At 71.2% G+C, this 20134-nt stretch carries 21 protein-coding genes, 1 tRNA gene and 1 pseudogene; 12 read left to right on the top strand and 11 right to left on the bottom strand.

What is annotated here, in order from left to right; genetic code table 11:
• The 10 genes and pseudogenes from AQJ58_RS13705 to AQJ58_RS13660 all read left to right on the top strand — a co-directional run.
• Positions 1-204, top strand: a pseudogene (locus AQJ58_RS13705) (hypothetical protein); the annotation flags it as partial.
• A complete protein-coding gene (locus AQJ58_RS13700) occupies positions 201-1169 on the top strand; it encodes a complex I subunit 1/NuoH family protein (RefSeq protein WP_067249343.1) in 969 nt (322 codons plus the stop codon). The pseudogene AQJ58_RS13705 and the gene AQJ58_RS13700, both read left to right, overlap by 4 nt.
• Complete coding sequence (locus AQJ58_RS13695; RefSeq protein WP_067249340.1) at positions 1169-1753, top strand: NuoI/complex I 23 kDa subunit family protein; 585 nt, start codon at positions 1169-1171, stop codon at positions 1751-1753. The genes AQJ58_RS13700 and AQJ58_RS13695 overlap by 1 nt, the downstream gene beginning before the upstream one ends.
• Positions 1750-2442, top strand: a complete 693-nt coding sequence (locus AQJ58_RS13690; protein WP_067249338.1) for an NADH-quinone oxidoreductase subunit J family protein — start codon at positions 1750-1752, stop codon at positions 2440-2442. The genes AQJ58_RS13695 and AQJ58_RS13690 overlap by 4 nt, the downstream gene beginning before the upstream one ends.
• Entirely contained in the window at positions 2442-2843 is a 402-nt protein-coding gene (gene nuoK / locus AQJ58_RS13685; RefSeq protein ID WP_067249336.1) for an NADH-quinone oxidoreductase subunit NuoK, read from the top strand. The genes AQJ58_RS13690 and nuoK overlap by 1 nt, the downstream gene beginning before the upstream one ends.
• Entirely contained in the window at positions 2840-4834 is a 1995-nt protein-coding gene (locus tag AQJ58_RS13680; protein WP_067249333.1) for an NADH-quinone oxidoreductase subunit 5 family protein, read from the top strand. Before nuoK ends, AQJ58_RS13680 begins: the two co-directional genes overlap by 4 nt.
• Positions 4835-4840: 6 nt before the next feature.
• Positions 4841-6415, top strand: a complete 1575-nt coding sequence (locus tag AQJ58_RS13675; protein ID WP_067249330.1) for a complex I subunit 4 family protein — start codon at positions 4841-4843, stop codon at positions 6413-6415.
• Positions 6412-7995, top strand: a complete 1584-nt coding sequence (locus AQJ58_RS13670; protein ID WP_067249328.1) for an NADH-quinone oxidoreductase subunit N — start codon at positions 6412-6414, stop codon at positions 7993-7995. Before AQJ58_RS13675 ends, AQJ58_RS13670 begins: the two co-directional genes overlap by 4 nt.
• Positions 7996-8181: 186 nt before the next feature.
• Entirely contained in the window at positions 8182-9045 is an 864-nt protein-coding gene (gene htpX, locus AQJ58_RS13665; RefSeq protein WP_067249325.1) for a zinc metalloprotease HtpX, read from the top strand.
• Complete coding sequence (locus AQJ58_RS13660) at positions 9042-9434, top strand: YccF domain-containing protein (protein ID WP_067249323.1); 393 nt, start codon at positions 9042-9044, stop codon at positions 9432-9434. Before htpX ends, AQJ58_RS13660 begins: the two co-directional genes overlap by 4 nt.
• Positions 9435-9507: 73 nt before the next feature.
• Here the strand turns inward: AQJ58_RS13660 and AQJ58_RS13655 are convergent, their stop codons facing one another.
• Positions 9508-10758, bottom strand: coding sequence for an APC family permease (locus tag AQJ58_RS13655; RefSeq protein ID WP_067249321.1), 1251 nt, complete (start codon positions 10756-10758; stop codon positions 9508-9510).
• Between the two features lie 251 nt (positions 10759-11009).
• On the opposite strand from AQJ58_RS13655, the gene AQJ58_RS13650 reads away from it, so the two are divergent.
• Positions 11010-11276 (top strand): GlsB/YeaQ/YmgE family stress response membrane protein, encoded by a 267-nt coding sequence (locus AQJ58_RS13650; RefSeq protein WP_067249318.1) that lies wholly within the window; start codon positions 11010-11012, stop codon positions 11274-11276.
• Positions 11277-11359: 83 nt separating this feature from the next.
• Here AQJ58_RS13650 and AQJ58_RS13645 read toward each other — a convergent pair whose 3' ends face one another.
• Complete coding sequence (locus AQJ58_RS13645; protein ID WP_067249315.1) at positions 11360-11848, bottom strand: YajQ family cyclic di-GMP-binding protein; 489 nt, start codon at positions 11846-11848, stop codon at positions 11360-11362.
• A gap of 224 nt (positions 11849-12072) precedes the next feature.
• Between AQJ58_RS13645 and AQJ58_RS13640 the strand changes: the two genes are divergently transcribed.
• Positions 12073-12154 (top strand) — tRNA-Tyr (locus AQJ58_RS13640).
• A gap of 174 nt (positions 12155-12328) precedes the next feature.
• Here the strand turns inward: AQJ58_RS13640 and AQJ58_RS13635 are convergent.
• The 9 genes from AQJ58_RS13635 to AQJ58_RS13595 form a co-directional block, all read right to left on the bottom strand.
• Positions 12329-13708, bottom strand: coding sequence for a tyrosine-type recombinase/integrase (locus tag AQJ58_RS13635; RefSeq protein ID WP_067249312.1), 1380 nt, complete (start codon positions 13706-13708; stop codon positions 12329-12331).
• A 61-nt stretch (positions 13709-13769) separates the two neighbouring features.
• Positions 13770-13958 (bottom strand): helix-turn-helix transcriptional regulator, encoded by a 189-nt coding sequence (locus tag AQJ58_RS13630; protein WP_067249309.1) that lies wholly within the window; start codon positions 13956-13958, stop codon positions 13770-13772.
• Between the two features lie 166 nt (positions 13959-14124).
• Positions 14125-15270 carry a DUF3631 domain-containing protein gene (locus AQJ58_RS13625; RefSeq protein ID WP_067249305.1) on the bottom strand — a complete coding sequence of 382 codons (1146 nt, stop codon included), beginning with the start codon at positions 15268-15270 and terminating at the stop codon, positions 14125-14127.
• Positions 15267-15623 carry a hypothetical protein gene (locus AQJ58_RS44380; RefSeq protein ID WP_234360038.1) on the bottom strand — a complete coding sequence of 119 codons (357 nt, stop codon included), beginning with the start codon at positions 15621-15623 and terminating at the stop codon, positions 15267-15269. The genes AQJ58_RS13625 and AQJ58_RS44380 overlap by 4 nt, the downstream gene beginning before the upstream one ends.
• Positions 15620-16525: a bifunctional DNA primase/polymerase gene (locus tag AQJ58_RS13615; RefSeq protein WP_067249299.1), complete on the bottom strand. Its 906-nt coding sequence runs from the start codon at positions 16523-16525 to the stop codon at positions 15620-15622. Before AQJ58_RS13615 ends, AQJ58_RS44380 begins: the two co-directional genes overlap by 4 nt.
• A gap of 89 nt (positions 16526-16614) precedes the next feature.
• Entirely contained in the window at positions 16615-16902 is a 288-nt protein-coding gene (locus AQJ58_RS13610; protein ID WP_107122034.1) for a hypothetical protein, read from the bottom strand.
• A gap of 20 nt (positions 16903-16922) precedes the next feature.
• Positions 16923-17387, bottom strand: coding sequence for a hypothetical protein (locus AQJ58_RS13605; RefSeq protein WP_067249294.1), 465 nt, complete (start codon positions 17385-17387; stop codon positions 16923-16925).
• A gap of 203 nt (positions 17388-17590) precedes the next feature.
• Positions 17591-19696: an FtsK/SpoIIIE domain-containing protein gene (locus tag AQJ58_RS13600; protein ID WP_067249292.1), complete on the bottom strand. Its 2106-nt coding sequence runs from the start codon at positions 19694-19696 to the stop codon at positions 17591-17593.
• Positions 19697-19810: 114 nt separating this feature from the next.
• Positions 19811-20128 (bottom strand): hypothetical protein, encoded by a 318-nt coding sequence (locus AQJ58_RS13595; protein WP_067249289.1) that lies wholly within the window; start codon positions 20126-20128, stop codon positions 19811-19813.
• Positions 20129-20134: the final 6 nt, after the last annotated feature.

Here is a 20134-nt window from a genome sequence, read left to right as displayed (position 1 = left end):
CCCGAGCTGGAGCAGAAGCCCGAGCCCGAGGCCAAGCCCAAGCCCGAGGCCAAGCCCGAGCCCGAGGCCAAGCCCGAGCCCGCGCCCCAGCCCGAGGCGAGGTCAAAGCAGGCGCCCGCGGAACCCGGCGCCGCCCCCGGCCCGGACCGTGAGGCCGGCCCCGAAGACCCCACCCACGAACCCCCGTCAGGAGGCCGGCAGTGAACGACGTTCTCGACGTCACCCTGCGACTCCTGATCGTCTTCGTCGTCTTCCTCACCTTCCCCCTGATCGTCGGTCAGACCGAGCACAAGGTCATGGCCCATATGCAGGGCCGCCTCGGCCCGATGTACGCGGGCGGCTTCCACGGCTGGGCCCAGCTCATCGCGGACGGGGTGAAGTTCGCGCAGAAGGAGGACGTGGTCCCCGCGGGCGCGGACCGCCGTATCTTCCAGCTCGCCCCCGCCGTCGCCCTCCTGCCCTACCTCCTCGTCCTCCTCGCGATCCCGATCGGCCCCGGTGAGGGCGCCGTCGGCCAGGCCCTGGACGCGGGCGTGTTCTTCGTGCTCGCCGTGATGGGCGTAGGCGTGCTCGGCTCCCTCATGGCCGGCTGGGCCAGCGCCAACAAGTTCTCCCTCCTCGGCGGTCTGCGCACGGCCGCGCAGCTCCTCGCCTACGAACTCCCGATGCTGCTCACCGCCGCCTCGGTGGCGATGGCGGCCGGCACGGTCTCCCTGCCCGGCATCGTCGACGCCTTCGAGTGGTGGTGGCTGCCCTGGCAGATCGTCGGCGCGACCGTCTTCTTCGTCGCCGGCCTCGCCGAGCTCCAGCGCCCTCCCTTCGACATGCCCGTCGCCGACTCGGAGATCATCTTCGGTGCGTACACCGAGTACACCGGCCTGCGGTTCGCCCTGTTCCTCCTCGCCGAGTACGCCGGAATCGTCGTCCTGTGCAGCCTGACCACCGTCCTCTTCCTGGGCGGCTGGCACGGTCCCTGGGGCGCCGACGGCCTCGGCTGGGTGTGGACCCTGCTGAAGACGGCCGTCCTCGCCTTCGTCGTCATCTGGCTGCGCGTCACCTATCCCCGGCTGCGCGAGGACCAGCTCCAGAAGCTGTCCTGGACCCTCCTCGTCCCCCTCTCCCTCGCCCAGATCGCCCTCACCGGCGTCGTCAAGGTGGTGATCTCCTAGTGGCCCCCATTCCTGGCTCCGGCCTCGCCAAGGGCCTGGCCGTCACCCTGCGCACGATGACGAGGAAATCCGTCACCGAGCAGTACCCGGACGCCCAGCCGGAACTCCCGCCCCGCACCCGGGGCGTGATCGGTCTGTTCGAGGAGAACTGCACGGTCTGCATGCTCTGCGCCCGTGAGTGCCCCGACTGGTGCATCTACATCGACTCCCACAAGGAGACGGTCCCGCCCGCCGCGCCGGGCGGCCGCGAGCGCAGCCGCAACGTCCTCGACCGCTTCGCCATCGACTTCTCCCTGTGCATGTACTGCGGTATCTGCATCGAGGTCTGTCCTTTCGACGCCCTGTTCTGGTCCCCGGAGTTCGAGTACGCCGAGACCGACATCCGCGAACTCACCCATGAGCGCGACAAGCTGCGCGAGTGGATGTGGACGGTCCCGGCGCCGCCCGCCCTCGACCCCGCCGCCGAGGAGCCGAAGGAGATCGCCGCCGCCCGCAAGACGGCGGAGAAACTGGCCGCCGCCCAGGCACAGCCCACCGAGCCCGAGCCCGCGGTGCCCACCGAGCCCGAGGGAGGGGAGTCGTGACCCCTGTCTCCTCCGCCTCCTCCGCCACCACGGCCACCCTGGCGGCGGCGCCGCACGGCTTCCTGTCCCCGACCGGTGTCGAGATCGCGTTCGTGCTCGTCGGCCTGGCCACCCTGGGCGCCGCCCTGGTCACCGTCACCACCCGGCAGCTGGTCCACGCCGCCCTGTGGCTGGTGGTCGCCCTCGGCGGCCTCGCCGTCGAATACCTCCTGCTCACCGCCGAGTTCATCGCCTGGGTGCAGGTCCTCATCTACGTCGGTTCCGTCGTCGTCCTCCTCCTCTTCGGTCTGATGCTCACCAAGGCCCCCATCGGCCGCTCCCCGGACGCCGACTCCGGCAACCGCTGGGCCGCCCTGACGGTCGCCGTCGCCGCGGCCGCCGCCCTCGTCTGGGTGGTCGTCGACGCCTTCCGCACCACCTGGATCGACCTGGACGGCCCCGCCGCCGGCTCCACCGAGGTCACCGGCGCGAGCCTCTTCCAGAACTGGGTCCTTCCCTTCGAAGCCCTCTCCGTCCTCCTCCTCGCGGCCCTGGTCGGCGCGATCGTCCTGTCCCGCAGAGCGAAGACCGAGCCCGATGCCGGCTCTCCCTCCATGAACGCCCGGGGCGTCACCAAGAGTTCCCGGTCGATCACGGAAAGTGGCGAAAAAATCCCCGGCACCTCGGCCGAACAGGAAGGCGGCCGCTGATGCACCTCGCCTATCCGGCCGTCCTCGCCGCACTCCTCTTCTGCACCGGCCTGTACGGCGTCCTCGCCCGCCGGAACGCGATCCTCGTCCTGATGTCCGTCGAGCTGATGCTCAACGCCGTCAATCTCAACCTCGTCGCCTTCGACGTCTGGCTCAGCCGGGCCGCCGAGGAGACCCTGCACTCCGGCCAGGCCCTGACCCTGTTCACCATCGCCATCGCCGCCGCCGAGATCGGCATCGGCCTGGCGATCGTCCTCGCCGTGTACCGCACTCGCGGCACCTCGGACATCGACCGGCTCCGCGACACCGCCGAGGGCCACGAGGGCGACACCCCCGACACCGACGACGACACCGCCGCCGGGACCGGGCCGGGCACCGAGAAGGCCGAGGCCGCCGCGTGACCACGACCACCCTCGCCGCGCTCGTCCCCCTCGTGCCCTTCCTGGGCGCGGTCGCCGGACTGCTCCTCGGGCGCAACGCCCCCGGGTTCGTCCGCCCCCTCGCCGTCCTGCCGACCCTGACCGCCCTGGCCCTGGCCGTCGTCGTCGCCGTACGCCAGGGCGGTGACGCCGCGCTCACCGCGGCCACCGAACTCACCCCCACCGGCTCGGTCCCCATCGAGCTCTCCCTGTACGTCGACGGCTTCGCCGCCCTGGTGGCCGTGCTGGTCGGCACCGTCGCCACCTGCGTGCAGATCTACTCGACCGGCTACCTCCGCGAGGACCCGCGCTACCCCTCGTACGCCGCGCTCGTCTCCCTGTTCACCTCCGCGATGTTCCTGGTCGTCTACACCGGCGACCTGATCGTGCTGCTGGTCGGCTGGGAAGTCATGGGCATCTGCTCCTACTTCCTCGTCGGCCACTACTGGGAGACCCCCGAGGCCCGCGCCGCCTCCCTCAAGGCCTTCCTGGTCACCAAACTCGGCGACGTCCCGTTCCTCATCGGCCTGTTCGCCCTCGCCACCGACGCCGGCTCCTTCGAGATCACCAAGGTCCTCGACGCCGTCGCCCACGGCGGCCTCGACCACCCGACCGTCGTCGCCCTGCTGCTCCTCGCGGGCGTGGCCGGCAAGTCCGCGCAGTTCCCGCTGCACACCTGGCTCCCCGACGCGATGGCCGGCCCCACCCCCGTCTCCGCGCTGATCCACGCCGCGACGATGGTCGCCGCCGGTGTCTACTTCATCGCCCGGCTCCTCCCCGTCTTCGAGGCCTCCCGGGCCGCGATGGTCGTCCTCGCCGTGATGGCCGCCGTCACCATGGTCGGCTCCGGCCTCGCCGCGCTCGCGCAGGACGACATCAAACGCGTCCTCGCCTACTCGACGATCGGCCAGCTCGGCTACATGACCGGCGCCCTCGCCGTCGGTGACCGCTCGGCCGCCGTCTTCCACCTCCTCTCGCACGGCGCCTTCAAGGCCCTGCTGTTCCTCGCGGCCGGCGTGATCATCCACGCCGCCGGCACCAACTCGCTCGCCGCGATGTCCCGGACGAGCCGGCTGCGCGAGCGCATCCCGGACGCCTACTGGACGATGACCGTGGCTCTCCTCGCGCTCGCCGCGATCCCGCCGTTCAGCGGCTTCTTCTCCAAGGAGTCCGTCCTCGGCGCCGCCGAGCACGTGGCCACCGGCCACACCGAGCACGCCCCCGGCGCCGCCGGCTGGCTCGTCCTCGTCGCCGGGCTGACCACCGCCCTCCTCACCGCCGCCTACGCCACCCGGCTGTGGCTGCTCGCCTTCCACGGCCGGGGCGCCGAGGCCCCCGACCACGGCCGCCAGCCGCTGAGCATGACCGTCGTGCTCTGGGTCCTCGCCGTCCCCTCCCTCGGCCTCGGCGCGCTCGCCTACAGCACGCTCCCCGGCTGGTTCGACGGCAACGGCCTCGCCCCGACCGTCACCACCTCCGTGGTCGGCACGGGCGTGGCCCTGGCCGGCGCGCTCCTCGCGTACGCCGCCTGGCGCCACCTCAGGCCCCTCACGGCCGTCGCCCCCCTGGGCGCGGTCGCCGCGCACCCCGAGGGCGACGCGGGCCAGGTCGAGGCCGAGGCCATCGCGACCCACGCCCCCGCCTACGGCGACCTGGCCTCGGCACCCGACCCGGCCGACCCCGGGCGGCTGCTGCTCGGCCCGCTGTACCGGCACGCGGCCGTCGGCTTCCACCTCGACGCCGTCTACGCGGCGCTGTTCGTCCGCCCCGTCCAGGGCGGCGCCGACCTCGTGCGGTTCCTCGACCGCGAGGTCGTCGACACCTACGTACGCGGCGCGGGCGCCCTGCCCCGCTGGCTCGGCGCGGCCGTACGGCGCGCCCAGACCGGCAACGTCCAGACCTATGTGAGCGCGCTGCTCGCCGGCACCGTCGTCCTGGCGGTCGCCGTCCTTCTCGTCGCCTCGGGAGCGTGAGCAGGCGTGATCGATATCAACGAGTCCGTGATGCAGTTCCTTCTGGCGTTCGTCGTCGTCGGCCCGCTCCTCGGCGCCGCCGCCGCCCTGCTGCCCGCCCCGCCCGGACTGAAGGGGAAGTCACCCGAGCAGGCCGTGCTCCGGCACGGCGTCACGGTCACTGGCGTGATCCTGCTCGCCGCGATCGTCCTCGCGCTCGGCTTCGACCACGACCACCCGTCGACGATGCAGGCGAGCACGGACATCAGCTGGATCCCGGCACTCGACGTGCGCATCCACCTCGGCATCGACGGCATCTCCCTCCCCCTCGTGGTCCTGACCGCGCTGCTGACCTTCCTCTGCGCGCTCTACTCGTACTTCAGGACACCCTCGGGGCCGACCCCGAAGGCCTTCGTCGCGCTGCTGCTCGTCCTCGAGTCCGGCACCCTCGCGACCTTCGCCGTCCTCGACCTGCTGCTGTTCTTCCTCGCCTTCGAGACGGTCCTGATCCCGATGTACTTCCTCATCGCCCGCTGGGGCGGCGAGGGCCGGGCCTGGGCTGCGATGAAGTTCATCCTGTTCACGCTGCTCGGATCCGTGGTCATGCTGCTCGGCCTGCTCCTGATCGGCATCAAGGCGGGCACCTTCGACATGGTCGCACTCGCCACTGACAACGGCCGGTCGCTGAGCACGTCCGTGCAGGTCATCGCGGTTCTGGCGATCGGGATCGGGCTCGCCGTGAAGACCCCGATGTGGCCCCTGCACAGCTGGCTCCCCGACGCCCACACCGCCGCCCCGACGGTCGGTTCGGTCCTGCTGGCCGGTGTCCTGCTGAAGATGGGTACGTACGGTTTCGTCCGGATCCTCCTGCCGGTCGCGCCCGACGGCTTCCACACCTTCGCGCCCTACCTCGCGGCCTTCGCCGTCGTCGGCATCATCTACGGCTCCCTGGCCTGCCTCGCCCTGGCCAAACAGGGCGCCAAGGGCGACCTCAAGCGCCTCATCGCCTACTCCTCCGTCGGCCACATGGGCTTCGTCCTGCTCGGCATCGCCTCCACCACCCCGACCGGCGTGAACGGCGCCCTGTTCGCCAACATCGCCCACGGCCTCATCACCGGCCTGCTCTTCTTCCTGGTCGGCGCCCTGAAGGACCGCACCGGCAGCACCGACCTGGACGCCCTCGCCGAACAGACCGGCGCCGCGCTCTACGGCAAGGCACCCCGCCTCGGCGGACTGCTCGCCTTCGCCGCCGTCGCCTCCCTGGGCCTGCCCGGCCTCGCCGGATTCTGGGGCGAGATGCTCGCCATGTTCGGCGCGTTCGACCCCGCGGCCGGCCTCAGCCGCCCCGCCTTCCTCACCTTCACCGCGATCGCCGCGTTCGGCACCCTGCTCACGGCCGCCTACCTGCTCGTCGTCGTCCGCCGCGTCTGCATGGGCGCCCACCCGCAGGACGCGCCGAAGCTCACCGACGTCCAGTCGTACGAGTTCGCGGCCTGGACCCCGCTCGTCGTCCTCACCGTCGTAGCCGGCCTGTGGCCGAAGACCCTCCTCGGCCTGACCGACCCGGCCGTGCAGCAGCTCCTCGCAGGAGGCACCCGATGAGCTCCCCGGCCCAGCACCTCGCCCAGCCCCTGGCCGCGTCACTGGTCCAGTCCGTCGACTGGCTCGCGATCGCCCCGCCCCTGCTCGCGGCGGTCGTCGCCCTCGTCGTCCTGGTCGCCGACCTGTTCCTGGCCGACGCCCGCAAGCCGCTCCTCGGCCGGCTCTCCGTCGCCGGACTCGCCGCCTCCACCGCCCTCCTGCTGCCCCTCCGGGACGGCGACCGCTCCACGTTCTGCCTGACCGGCGACGCGCACGCGTGCAGCTACACGGCCGACCGCTTCACCCTCGTCATCCAGTTCCTGGTCCTCGGCGGAGCCCTGCTGGCCGCCCTCCTGTCGGTCACCGCCCTGAAGGACGCGCGCGGCCGGCTCCCCGAAGGGGAGTTCTGGTTCCTGCTGCTGTCCTCCGCCGCCGGCGCCGCCCTGCTGCCCGCCTCCCGCGACCTCGCCACCCTGGTCGTCGCCCTGGAGGTCGCCTCCCTGCCCGCGTTCGCCCTCGTCGGCATCCGGCACGGCGACCGCAGGTCCGCCGAGGCGGCGCTGAAGTTCTTCCTGTCGTCGGTCACCGCGACCGCCGTCAGCCTGATGGGCATCAGCTTCCTCTACGCCACGACCGGCACCCTCTACCTCACCCGGATCGCCGACCGCATCCAGCACGTCGACGGGCAGTTCCACACCCTCGCCCAGACCGGCGTCGTCCTCACCCTGGTCGGCTTCGCCTTCAAGACGGCCGCCGTCCCCTTCCACTTCTGGGTCCCCGACACCTACATCGGCGCCCCCCTGCCGATCGCCGCCTACCTGTCGGTCGTCGGCAAGGCCGTCGGCTTCTCCGGCCTCATCCTCGTCACCGTCGTCGGCCTGCCCTCCTACGCCGACGTCTGGGGCCCCGCCCTGGCCGCGCTGGCCGCCCTCACCATGACCGTGGGCAACGTCGGCGCCCTGCGCCAGCAGGCCACGCGCGCGTACAGCGCCGTACGCCTGCTCGCCTGGTCCTCCGTGGGCCAGGCCGGCTACCTCCTCGTACCGATCGCCGCCGCCGCGTACACCGACGACGCCGAGCACGCCGTCGGCTCCACCGTCGCCTACGCCCTCATGTACGCCGCCGTGAACCTCGGCGCCTTCGCGGTGGCCGCCCTGGTGGGCCGTACGAGCCCGCGCAACCGCCTCACCGACTACCGGGGTCTGCACGCCCGCCATCCGCTCTCCGCGCTCCTCCTGGCCTTCTTCCTGCTGTGCCTGGCCGGACTGCCGCCGGGCGTCATCGGGCTCTTCGCGAAGGTCACCGTCTTCTCGGCGGCCGTCGACGCGGGGCTGGGCTGGCTCGCGGTCGTCATGGCCGTCAACGTCGTGATCGCCCTCTACTACTACCTCCGGTGGACGGCCCTGCTGTTCCGCGCCCCCGAAGGCGAGCCCGAGACCGAGACCGCAGGCGGAACCGACCCCGGAACCGAGGGCGCACCCGTCAGGCACCGGGTCCCCGCCCCCCTCACCGTCGCGATCACCCTCACCGCCGCCCTCGGCCTCGTCCTGTCCGGAGCGCCCCAGCTGATCCTGCGCTTCACCGACACCGCCCTCTTCTGAGCGCCCCGCCGTCACCCCTACGGCCCACTCCCTGCCCGTACGCACAAGGGAACTAGTGGCTCCCACCTGGCGTTGACCAGTACGGGAGGGTCCACTGGACGTGACACCACGACTCCAGTGGGCTCCGGAGAGACGGAACACCAGCAAGCAAAGGGTTCCCCTGCCGCACGATTTGGAGGGCGTACCGTGCACCGCCGGCACAACGGGCTCAGGACGGCAGTACTCCTCGGGGGACTGTCCGCGCTCATCATCGTCATCGGCAGCTTCTTCGGCCGGGCGGGACTGGTGATCGCGGTCCTGATCGCCCTCGGGACGAACGCGTACGCGTACTGGAACAGCGACAAGCTGGCGCTACGCGCGATGCGCGCCCGGCCGGTCAGCGAGTTCGAGGCGCCCGCCCTGTACCGGATGGTCCGCGACCTCTCCACCCAGGCCCGCCAGCCCATGCCCCGGCTGTACATCTCCCCGACCGAGGCACCCAACGCCTTCGCCACCGGCCGCAACCCGCGCAACGCCGCGGTGTGCTGCACCGAGGGCATCCTGCGCATCCTCGACGAGCGAGAACTGCGCGGAGTCATCGGCCACGAGCTCAGCCACGTCTACAACCGCGACATCCTCATCTCCTCGGTGGCCGGCGCCCTCGCCTCCGTGATCATGTTCCTGGTCAACTTCGCCTGGCTGATCCCGATCGGCCGCTCCGACGACGACGACGGCCCCGGTCTCCTGGGCATGCTGCTGATCATGATCCTCGGCCCGCTCGCCGCCAGCCTGATCCAACTCGCCATCAGCCGCTCCCGGGAGTACGAGGCCGACGCCTCCGGGGCCCAGCTCACCGGCGACCCGCTTGCCCTCGCCGGCGCCCTGCGCAAACTGGAGAGGGGCACCAAACAACTCCCGCTTCCCCCCGAGCCCCGGATCGAGACCGCGAGCCACATGATGATCGCGAACCCGTTCCGACCGGGCCAGGGCCTCACCAAGATGTTCTCGACCCACCCGCCGATGGCGGAACGCATCGCCCGGCTCGAGAAAATGGCAGGTCGCCACCAGTGAAGACCATCCTGAACGTCATCTGGCTCGTCCTGAGCGGGTTCTGGCTGTTCCTCGCCTACCTCCTCGCGGGCCTGCTGCTCTGCGTCACGATCATCGGCATACCTTTCGGCGTCGCCGCATTCCGTATCGGCGTCTACGCGCTCTGGCCCTTCGGCTACACCACGGTCGAACGGCGGGACGCCGGCGCGCCCTCCTGCGTGGGCAACGTGCTCTGGCTGGTCCTCGCCGGCTGGTGGCTCGCCCTCGGGCACATCGTCACCGGGCTCGCCCTGTGCGTGACCATCATCGGCATCCCGTTCGGCATCGCGAACTTCAAGCTGATCCCCGTCTCGCTGTTCCCGCTGGGCCGCGAGATCGTGCCCACGGACCAGCCGTTCGCCGGGCGCTGACGCGTCACGGGCGGCACAGGGACCGGGGACCCCCGATCCCCGAGACCCCTGACCCCTGTGGCCCGTGGGCCCCTCACCGCCCGCCGAGCCGCCTCCGGACCCCGTACGCGAGCGCGCCCGCCGTCAGTACGGCCGCCCCGGTCACCACGGACGCCAGGGGGAGGGCGAACGCCAGGGTCGCACAGCCGAGGAGGCCCAGCGCGGGGAGCGCCCGTGCGGTCGGGGAGCCGTCCAGGGTCCAGGCCGAGGCGTTGGCCACCGCGTAGTAGGCGAGCACGCCGAAGGACGAGAAGCCGATCGCGCCCCGCACGTCGACCGTGGCGGCCAGCACCGCCACCACCGCGCCGACGGCCAGCTCGGCCCGGTGAGGCACCTGGAAGCGCGGGTGAACGGCCGCCAGCGCGCCGGGCAGATGGCGGTCGCGCGCCATGGCCAGGGTGGTGCGGGAGACGCCCAGGATGAGCGCGAGCAGGGAGCCCAGCGCGGCCACGGCCGCCCCGACCCGCACCACCGGCACCATCCCCGGCACGCCCGCCGCCCGCACGGCGTCGGCCAGCGGCGCCTCCGCCCGGCCGAGGGCTCCGGCGCCCAGCACGGACAGCACGGCGACCGCCACGCACGCGTAGACGACCAGGGTGATGCCCAGCGCGAGGGGGATCGCGCGGGGGATGGTGCGCGCCGGATCGCGTACCTCTTCGCCGAGGGTCGCGATGCGGGCGTACCCGGCGAACGCGAAGAAGAGCAGACCCGCGGCCTGGAGCACACCGCCCGGGCCGCCCGAGATGCCGGCGTCCAGGCGCCCGGCGTCCGAGGCGCCGGAGCCCAGGCACACCACGACCACGGCGGCGAGGACCGCGAGGACCACCGACACGATCGCCCGCGTCAGCCAGGCCGACTTCTGGATGCCGCCGTAGTTGACGGCGGTCAGGGCCACCACGGCGGCGACCGCCACCGCGTGCGCCTGCGCCGGCCAGACGTAGGCCCCGACCGTCAGCGCCATCGCCGCACAGGAGGCCGTCTTCCCCACCACGAACGACCAGCCGGCCAGGTAGCCCCAGAACTCGCCCAGGCGTTCGCGGCCGTACACATAGGTGCCGCCCGAGGCCGGGTACAGGGCGGCGAGGCGGGCCGACGCCATGGCGTTGCAGTAGGCGACCAGGGCGGCGAGGGCGAGTCCGAGCAGCAGTCCGGAGCCCGCGGCGCGCGCGGCGGGGGCGAGGGCGGCGAAGACGCCGGCGCCGATCATCGAGCCGAGGCCGATGACCACGGCGTCGCCGACGCCCAGGGTCCGCCGCAGTGCGGCGGGGGCTCCGGACGGTGTCATGGGCCGCACCCTACTGACCGGCGGAACCACCGGATGCCGTCGGGGCGTCGTCCACGACAACACGACACGAACGCGAGCGAACACGACACGCACGCGCGTGAACGCCACACGCACGCGCGTGAACGCCACACGCACGCGCGTGAACGCGACACGCACGCGACGCCGGCGCTCCTCGTGCGCGCGCTCGCGGAGCGAGCGAGATCACAGCGCCCGGGCGGCACGGGCACGGCACGGAAGGGCAGGTTCAGGACATGGGCATCATCAGCTGGATCATCCTGGGACTGTTGGCCGGAGTCATCGCCAAGGTCCTGCTGCCGGGGCGGGACCCGGGCGGGTTCATCGGAACGACCTTCATCGGCATCGCGGGCGCGTTCATCGGCGGTTGGATCTCGGCCCGCTGGCTGGACCACCCGATCTCCAAGGACTTCTACGACGGCGCCACCTGGGTGGCGGCGATCGGTGGCTCGCTCGTGCTGCTGATCGTCTACCGGCTGCTGTTCGGCAACTCCCGCGACTGACCCCGGTCCGGCGGGCGAGAAGGGCGGGCACCGTGGGGTGCCCGCCCTTCGTCGTCACCGGGAGCGGCCGGACGGCGGCCGAGCTACCGGTAGTTCACGAACTGCAGGGCGAAGTCGAAGTCCTGACCCTTCAGCAGGGAGATGACGGCCTGGAGGTCGTCACGGCTCTTGGAGCTGACGCGCAGTTCGTCGCCCTGCACCTGGGCCTTGACGCCCTTGGGGCCCTCGTCGCGGATGAGCTTCGCCACCTTCTTGGCGTTCTCCTGGGAGATGCCCTCCTTGATCTCCGCGAAGAGCTTGTACTCCTTGCCGGAGAGCTGCGGCTCGCCCGCGTCCAGCGCCTTCAGTGAGATCCCGCGCTTGATCAGCTTCGACTGGAAGACGTCGAGGACGGCGTTCACCCGGTCCTCGGAGTTCGCCTCCATGAGGATCTTCTCGCCGGACCAGGAGATGGAGGCGCCCACGCCCTTGAAGTCGTAGCGCTGCGAGATCTCCTTGGCGGCCTGGTTGAGGGCGTTGTCGACCTCCTGCCGCTCGACCTTCGAGACGATGTCGAAACTGGAGTCGGCCATGTCCTGTGGCTCCTTGTATCGGGGTGCGTGTGAGCTGCGGATCGGCGTACGTGGAGCGGCCGCCGAGCCCGGTGTGATCCCGGACCGCATCCGGACAAGCCTAGCCACCCGTGGTCGTCGGGGTGGAGATCAATCGGGTGGCGGAGCACCCCCCGGCATCGGGTATTGTTTACGTCGTTGCCAGGGAGCACCGCCGAAAAGCGGTGCGAACGGCAGCGAAACCCGGCGGTGTGCCCGAGCGGCCAAAGGGAGCAGACTGTAAATCTGCCGGCTCAGCCTTCCCAGGTTCGAATCCTGGCGCCGCCACGCTGAGGGAAGCCCCCTCTGATCAGGTTACTTACCTGGTCAGAGGGGGTTTCTAGTTGTCCCGCATCGTTCGATTCGCCGTGGATGGGGCGTGGACGTGTCTCACCTCGTACCGCCCCTATCCCACCTTTGATCAGTGCGTGTCCCCCAGGTGTCCCCCGGCGGTGAGCATGGTCACTCCGGCTCGTTCCACTCCCGTAGGGCTGCATCGATGCGGCTGTTCGCGTGCTCTCGCGTCTGGTCAAGCACCTTGGCGTACACCTTGTGCAGCACCGCGACGCTGTGGCCGGCACGCCGGGCACACTCCATCGCATCCACCCCGGAACTGAGCCAGAACGAGACGCCGGCGTGCCGGAGGTCGTAGGGGCGACGAGCCAGCAGCGAGGCCGTTTCCGCCTCGCTCAGCACGTCCTTCCGGGCCTTGGCCCACACCTCCCCGTAGCCGGTCTCCTGGAGCAGGCCATCGCGGTTCGTCCGAAAGAGCCGGCCATCGGGTGCCGTGCCGTGTGTAGCGATGTGCTGCCGCAGCAGACGGACGAAGTGCGGCGGGATCGGCACCGGCCGGGAGTCCTTCTTGGCGCGGGCCTTGAGGTGGCGCGTCTCATGCGCCGTACCGTCGTCGGTCCAGCTCCGTCCGGCCCGGACAACTCCTTGCCGCAGGGTGAGCATCCCCCACCCGGTCTCCGGGAGGTGGCACTGACTCACCCGCAGTCCGGCGGCCTCAGCAGGACGCATGGCCCCGTAGTACAGGCATCCGAAGAACGCTTCCAGGTGCCGCCCGCGCGGGCCCTGCTCGCGCACCCCTGCCAGCAGCGCGCGGACCTGGCGGGGGTTGGCGACGCTCTCAGGGTCCACCGCTTCCACCGACTTCGGGGCGGTCCACTTCACGGCCGTGATCGGGTTGACCGGCATCGTGAAGTACTGCTCTTCCACGGCGAGCCCGAGAACGTCACTCAGGCAGGCTCGCTTGCGCTTCGCGGTGCGCGGCGCTGCCTCCTTCCCGTCCAGCCGTAGGGACAGTGCGTCCAGGGCCATCCGTACGGTCGCCGGGTCCTCCAGTGCCGAGACTGGCATGGAGTGCTTGGAGATCCAGGTGAGGGCGCGGGCCACATCGTCCGGTGGGGTCTCGTTCCAGCGGTTCCGGTTGTACGCCCACCCGTACAGCGCGCGCCGCATCAGCGCGTTGTCGGGCATCCCCGCCTTGCTCTTCACGAGCGCGGGAGTGATGGTTGCCAGCGCATCGGCGTAGTTCTTCCGCGACTTCGCCGGGGCCAGCGCCCACTTTCGGTCGACGTACGCGCGGCTGTGCTCGTACCACGTGATGGAGCCCTGCTTGGCGCGCAATTCGGATACGGGCAGGCCCGTTTCCTCGTCGAACTGGTCGCCGCGCCGCACGGCGGACATGAGTTCCGAGCGGCGCCCCTCGGCCTGGATCTTGAGTGTGTAGCTCTTGGAGTGCTTGCGCTCCCCGACCAGCCAGCGCAGGCGGTAGGGCTTCGGGCGATCCTTGCGAACCTCGATGGAGTAGAGGCGAACGTCGTAGGTCAGTGCCATATGAACTCCAGAGGGGCCCGCCGGAAGCGGGCCCCTCGTGTCTCGTGTGTGCGGGAGGTGGTCAGGCGGCAGCGTCTTCTATGGACGACCACCACGCGTCGAGGTCGGTGCGGCGGCAGCGAAGCTGACCGTTGGGGAGCTTGATGAGCTTCGGGGCCTTGCCCCGGGCGCGCATGCGGTAGAAGGCGGCGCGGCTCATCTCGATCTCTTCGAGGACTTCGGGGAGCTTGAGCATCTTGGGGCGGGGCATGGCACTCCTCTGGGGGCGTTCCTCTGGGGGCCTCTCTGAGGGCCGCTACTTCCGCTACCGCCGCTACCTCGCAGGTCAGGGGCCCGTCGGAGGTAGCGGGAAGGGGTAGCGGTAGCGGATGGGTAGCGGCTCACGATGCTGCTTGCCGCTACTCCGTTGTTGCTGGTCAGGCCAGGTTTTCGGTGCCGGGTAGCGGAGGTAGCGGACTTTCCGGGGGTGGGGGGCAGTAGCGGGACCATGCGTCCCGGAGATCGGCGGTGTAATAGCCCTTGAGGACGCTCCCGGCGGTCTTGATGTTGCGGGACGTGATGGGCTCGGTGTCGCCGGTCATGTACTCGGCGAGCATCTTGGACAGGCGCCGGTTGTCGAGCGGCTTGCCGTGCAGGTCGGCCCACGGGGCGTCGTCTAGGGCGTTCAGCCGGTCCAGGATGGCGACGGTGGGCAACCTGTCGATGCCGACCATGACGTGGTCGCGAAGATCGGTCAGCAGTCGGATGCCGAGACTGCCTTTGTCGTTGGCCTTGGAGGCGGTCACCAGCGTCACGCATGCGGTGCGGGCCCGCTCGGGCCAGTCGCCCCCGGCGGCGTCCGCGATGGCGAGCAGGGGTTCCCACACGTCTGCCGGCCGGTCGGTGACCCCGTCGGGCATCTCCGGCCAGGCACCCATGACGAAACCCCGGATGTGGTCGGCCCATTGGGCGAGCCGGTCGCGCAGGGCGTGTCCCTCGGCTTCGTGGACGCGGGCGCGGAAGGGTTCGATGTGCTCGTTGCGGGCCCGGCGACGCATCCGGATGATGACGGACCGGGTCATGATCGTGTCCGGCAGGTTACCGAGTCCGGCGACCGCGACCCCGGCGTACGAGGGGAACGCCTGAACGGTCTGGTTGCCGCCGTCGCCGATGCATCGATAGGTGACCCCGGTGCGGCGGTGACCTGCGTTCAGGAAGCCGCGCAGTTCCTCGTTGTCCCCCGCCTTCGGGCCGAAGACCGTGTCGATCTCGTCGAACAGGATCGTGGGGCGGCCGTTGGGGTTGGACACGGACCGGAACAGGGCGGCGGCGGACGCGTTGACGGCCGTCATGGGCTGCGGCACGAGGGTTTCCACGATCTCCAGCGCCCGCGACTTCCCCGACCCCGGTTCCGGGGACAGGAACGCCAGACGCGGGGTGGAGTCGAAGCAGTCGAGCAGATGGGCGTGCGCGTCCCACAGCGCCACGGCCACGTAGGCGGCCTCGTGTGGGAAGACGTTGAAGCGCCGGTGGAACGCTTCTACGTCGTCCAGCAGCGCGGCCCCGTCGATGGTGGGGGTCATGCGGCGGCCCTTCCTTCCTGGGGGTTGCGGAGCGGGCAGGCGTCCCGGTGTGCGGTGTGGTCGGTGATCAGGGCGAGCACTCGGGTGTGGCCGACGGCGCTGCGGTCCCGCCCGCACTCGCACTTCGAGGTGGCGGTGGGGGTGGTGCCGCGCGGGGCGCTGATGTGCAGCCACGCCACGGGGTACCGGCCGTCGCCACGGCGCGGCTCAGGACCAACAGCAGTGGGGACGCCCTTGCGGGCGGCGACCTTCGGCCCGCCCACGGCCGTCGTGTCCACAGCCGGTGGAGCGGCCTGCGGACCGGTCGGGGTGGGGGTGATGCTCTTCAGAGGGGGGCGGGTGGGGGCGCTCATGCCGCACCCCGGCGGGTCTGGTTGTGAGTGATGGACCAGTTCAGGGCGCTGCGGAGGGTGGAGCGGCACTCGGACGCGGACAGTCCGGCCGCCTCCCCCGCCTCCTGAAGAGCCTGCTCGACCACGTGCCGTGGGAGGTCGCCCCACGCGACGAACCGCCCGAGGGCGCGCGCCGCGCGGAACAACGTCGACTCCCGCGCCCCGAGTTGGGCCGCAGCGACGTTCCGTGTCTCGGACGTGAGCGCTACATCCGCATATCGACTGGATTGCCCCGGTACGGCCGTCGACGGGCCCTGAGGCGCCCTCGGGGCGGGCCGCAGGATGCTTTGCAGCCATCTGGGCAGTGCGGCCGTCTCAGGGCCGCACAGCGCCTCGTACCGTCCGGCGGGGGTGAGGGATCCGGCGGCGACGACGTATCCGCCCCATGCGCGGGTGTCGACCAACTCGCCCACGGTTCCCGCCGTGTTGGTCAACCGGATCCCGGTCGGGGCGGTGAAGTACAGGTGGCTTCCGCCGCTCGCGGTCCGGGTGCGGTAGGTGGTAGGGACGGCGTGGCCGGCGCGCTCGCAGAGCGCCCCAAAGGTTGCCGCGCCGGTAGGCGCGTCCGAACTGCCCTTGTCCTTTGGCACGTCCAGGTCGACGACCAGCAGCCCCGAGGGGCCGGTGGCAATGCCGACGTTGAACGGGCCGTGGGACCAGGTGGCGCGGATACGGTCGGGGTCGCAGGTGGCGCGCTCCTCCCACTTGCGGTGACCGCCCGCGCAGGGGCCGGTGCCGGGGCAGGACTGCTCGCCGTGCAGTGCGGGGCGCTTGCTGCCGGGGCGCAGGGGGAAGACGTACCAACCGTGTTCGGCGGCGTCCAGCGCTGCGCGTAACAGCGCGGACTGGGCGTCATGGGTCATGCTGGATGTCTCCAGTTCCTTGATGGTGACTGGCTGGGCAAGGGCGGCCCCGGTTCTTTGGCGAGATGCGGGGGCCGCCCTTGGCGTAGCTAGAAGGGCGGTTCGTCGCTGTGGCCGACGGGGCCCCACGGGTCGCGGCCGTCGTGGCGGCGGTGCAGCCACTGGGGGCGGCGCGGGAGCGGCAGCAGGGTCACGGCCCATGGCGTCCAGCAGTGGCAGAACTCGATGTCGGTTCCGGCGTACTCGCCGGTCTCGTAGTCGCCGTAGTCGTGCTCGATGCCGCCCACGCCGTCGCAGTCACGGCAGTCGGGGCGGGGCGTGTCGGTCAGGATCAGCGCGTTGCGGGGCAGCGCGGTGAGCCGGATACGCAGTCGCATCACGGGTGTTTGTCTCCCTGTCAGGTGTAGAACTTGTTCCGCTTGATCACGGCTTTGCGGATGTTGACCGTGGTTCCGGCGCCGTGGCGGTTGGAGCCGAGCACCTGCACGGCGATCCATCCGCCGAAGATGACGGCGGCGAGGGTGATGAGCTGGGTGACCAGCGCGGCCAGTGCGGTGACGAACGCGGTGAGCATCAGCAGTCCGCCGCACACGGCGAGGAACCCGACGCCCCCGAGGGCGACGTTCACCGCCGTCCGGGAGACGGCCGGCTTGGCGGCGAGCGGTTCGGGCTGCATGGGGGTGACGGCGTAGCCGGTGACGACGCGGCCGTCCGGGAGGACGACGCTCGCGACCGCCGGGACGGTGCCGGGCTGCACCGGCACGAGGGGCGCCGGGTAGGTCGTGGCGGGGGTGATTGGGGTGGGCTGGTGGACCTCGACGGCCCGCATGGCGGGCACGCTGCCGGTGCGTTCGGGGTACATGCGGAATCCCTTCCGGTGCTCGGTTAGGGAGGCAGGGACACCCCTGCCGGGAGGCTTGTGGAGGGGGTTTCAGGGGCCTGAGCTGGGGTGCCTCCCTGCCTCCCTGAAGCGGTGTTTTCGCTGATCAACGCGGGGGAGGCGGGGCGGGGAGGCGGTTGGGGGGGTATCCCCGCCTCCCCGCCCCGGGAGGGTGCGCCTCCCTGCTACTCGTCGGCGGAAGCGGAACCGTCGGCGTCGCGGTTGGCGAGGGCGCGCAGGACGTGATCGCGGTGGACGGCCATGCGCCCGTTGGACTTCTTCGGCTCCTCGCCCTCGGCCTCCAGCACGCGCTTGAGGTCACCGAACGTCCAGTCGCCGTAGGCGTCCTCGTTCAGCACGGCGAGCCGCTTGAGGATGTCGAGGGTGAGCAGGCGCGGCGCGTCGCCGATCACGTGCGCGATGTCGGCGAGCGGGTCACGCTCCTCGCCCCGTTCGACGGCGTGCAGGGTGGTGACTCCGTCCCGCAGCGCCCTCGCCCGGTCGGCGATGGCGTGGGCGCCCTCGGTGTCGATGTAGTGCGTCCGGACCGTGATGGACGCCTGTCCGGCCGGGATCTCGATCCCGTCGGAGGCGACCACGACCGTGCCCTTGTCCAGACCCGGACGCAGCAGGTTCGGCGCGGCCCCGCCGTCGACGGCCTTGTCCCCGAGCGCCATACGGGCCTGAGACTCGGTGCCCAGCGCGAGCGACGCGCGGGTGTGCGCGCCCTCCCGCACGAGCTTGGGGAGGTTCTGGTCGGTGGGGTCCTGGGTGCCCTGCCACATCAGGACGTTGACCGCACGGCCCTGGTTGTGGATCTTACGGACGGCGGTGAAGTACCGGGACTTGGCCTTGGAGCCGCCGTAGGGGCGCTTCTCGTCGTCGACGGCCGGGCACATGAACGCCACCTGCGCCTCGTCGACCAGCACGATCAGCGGCGGGAACGCGGTGCCGGGCGGGGCCTGGAGACGGCGGTTCATCTCGTCGACGGCGCCCTCGACCATCTCGGTCACCTCGATCACGTGCTCATCGGTCGGGCCCTGGATGAGCACCTGCGCGAGTCCGTCGAACATCGCCCAGTCGCCGGCGCCCTTGAGGTCGCCCATCAGGAACTGCACCGACTTGTCCAGCGCCAGCCACAGGGCGAGCGCGCGCAGGGCGGCGGTCTTGCCCTGGTTGGACAGACCCGTGATGAGCAGGTGCCGCTGATACAGGCTGATGGCGGCGGCGTCCCCGCGCAGGTCCTGCCCCCACGGGGCGCGGCCCTTGGCGTAGTCGGCCGTCAGCGTGTCGTCCGTGACCAGCGGGGACGGCCCGATCGGCTCGTCCAGCGCCCCGGAGTCGGCCACCCACAGCCGCACCGTGCGCGCGGCGGTCGGGATCGTGATGAACACCTCGTGCTCGTGCCGGGACAGGTTCTCGGCGAGCTTGCGGCGCTTGCCCTGCACTTCGTTCGTCGACACCCCGGACGGAAGGGTGACGTCGACCTCCACCCCGCATCCGGCGATCACGATCGGGGAGAGCATGGACGCGCCGGCGTCGCCCATCTCCTTGATGGCGTTGCGCAGGGCGGGCACCCCGAGGTCACGCAGTGCCTTGACCACGATGGACGGGGTGATCGGCTCACCCTCGCCGCTGCGGACGTGCGCGGGAAGCGCCCACTGGGGTGCGGCCTGCTGCTTGCTGCCGACCGCCCACAGCGCGAGCAGGGCGAGGAACGGGCCCAGGGACACGAGCGGCCCCCACACCACCTGCACGATCGTGATCAGCAGGTTGATGAACTTCACGACCGCCATCAGCGGCGTGACCACGTCGGACACGTCCTTGGTGGCGATGGCCATGACGATCCCGAGGGCGACCAGGGACCCTATGCCCGTCCCCGTGCCGACCGCCAGACCCTTGGCCGCGTCCACCGGGGAGTGGAGCAGGTCCATGCGGCGGCGGTGGCGGGCGTCGCGGTAGCGCTGCGCCCGCTCCTCCCACTCCATGGCCGCGTCCATGTTTCCCGCGGCTTCCGCCGTGCGCATGAACCGCTCGTAGCGGGCGGCGGTCTTGCCGTCCCAGGTGCGGCGGCCCACGATCCGCGCTCCACCGACGACGTAGAGGCCGTGTCGGGCGACCGCGCGGGCGGCGGTCTTGGTGTTCTCATGCGTGACGGCCGTCTTCACGGCGCGGCCGGACCGCACCCACAGCGGGACGGGTGCCGGCGGGGCGGGGTCGGGGACCACGATCAGGGTGGTCACGGCGGGGGTGGTGGTGTCCTTGTGCAGGTGAACGACGTTCTCGGACATGCGTGACGTCTCCTCAACGCCCCCATGCGGGGCGGGAAAGGGCATGCGGGAAGGTGGGAGGCCGGGACGGGTGGGGGCCGTCCCGGCAGGTGGTTCACGTGGCGGGGGTGGGTGTCACCACCAGCCGGACGCCTTCTTGGCGGCCTTGGCGGCGGCGTACTCGCGCACGATGCGCTGACGCTCGATGTGCAGCGCGGTGATCTCGGCCGTCAGCCGGGTGACCGCCTGCTCCGAGACGGACTCCAGCCGGTTCTCCTGCCGGGTGGTGCTCTTGCCGCGCAGGACGCGGTACGAGCCGCCGGCGAGCGCGCCGAGGACGGCGCGCCGCTCGCTGCTGTTCAGGGGCCACAACTCGCCCCGGCGGACCGCTTCGAGCTTGCGGTTGGTCTTGGTGATCTCGCGGTCGATGCTGCGGGTGTCGGGCTTGCCCATGGTGAG

Origin of the sequence: Streptomyces sp. DSM 15324 (genome assembly GCF_001514285.1) — a bacterium.
Classification (GTDB): Bacteria; Actinomycetota; Actinomycetes; order Streptomycetales; family Streptomycetaceae; genus Streptomyces.
The sequence above is the reverse complement of the archived record's forward strand: the minus strand, read 5'-3'. Positions and strand labels throughout refer to the sequence as shown.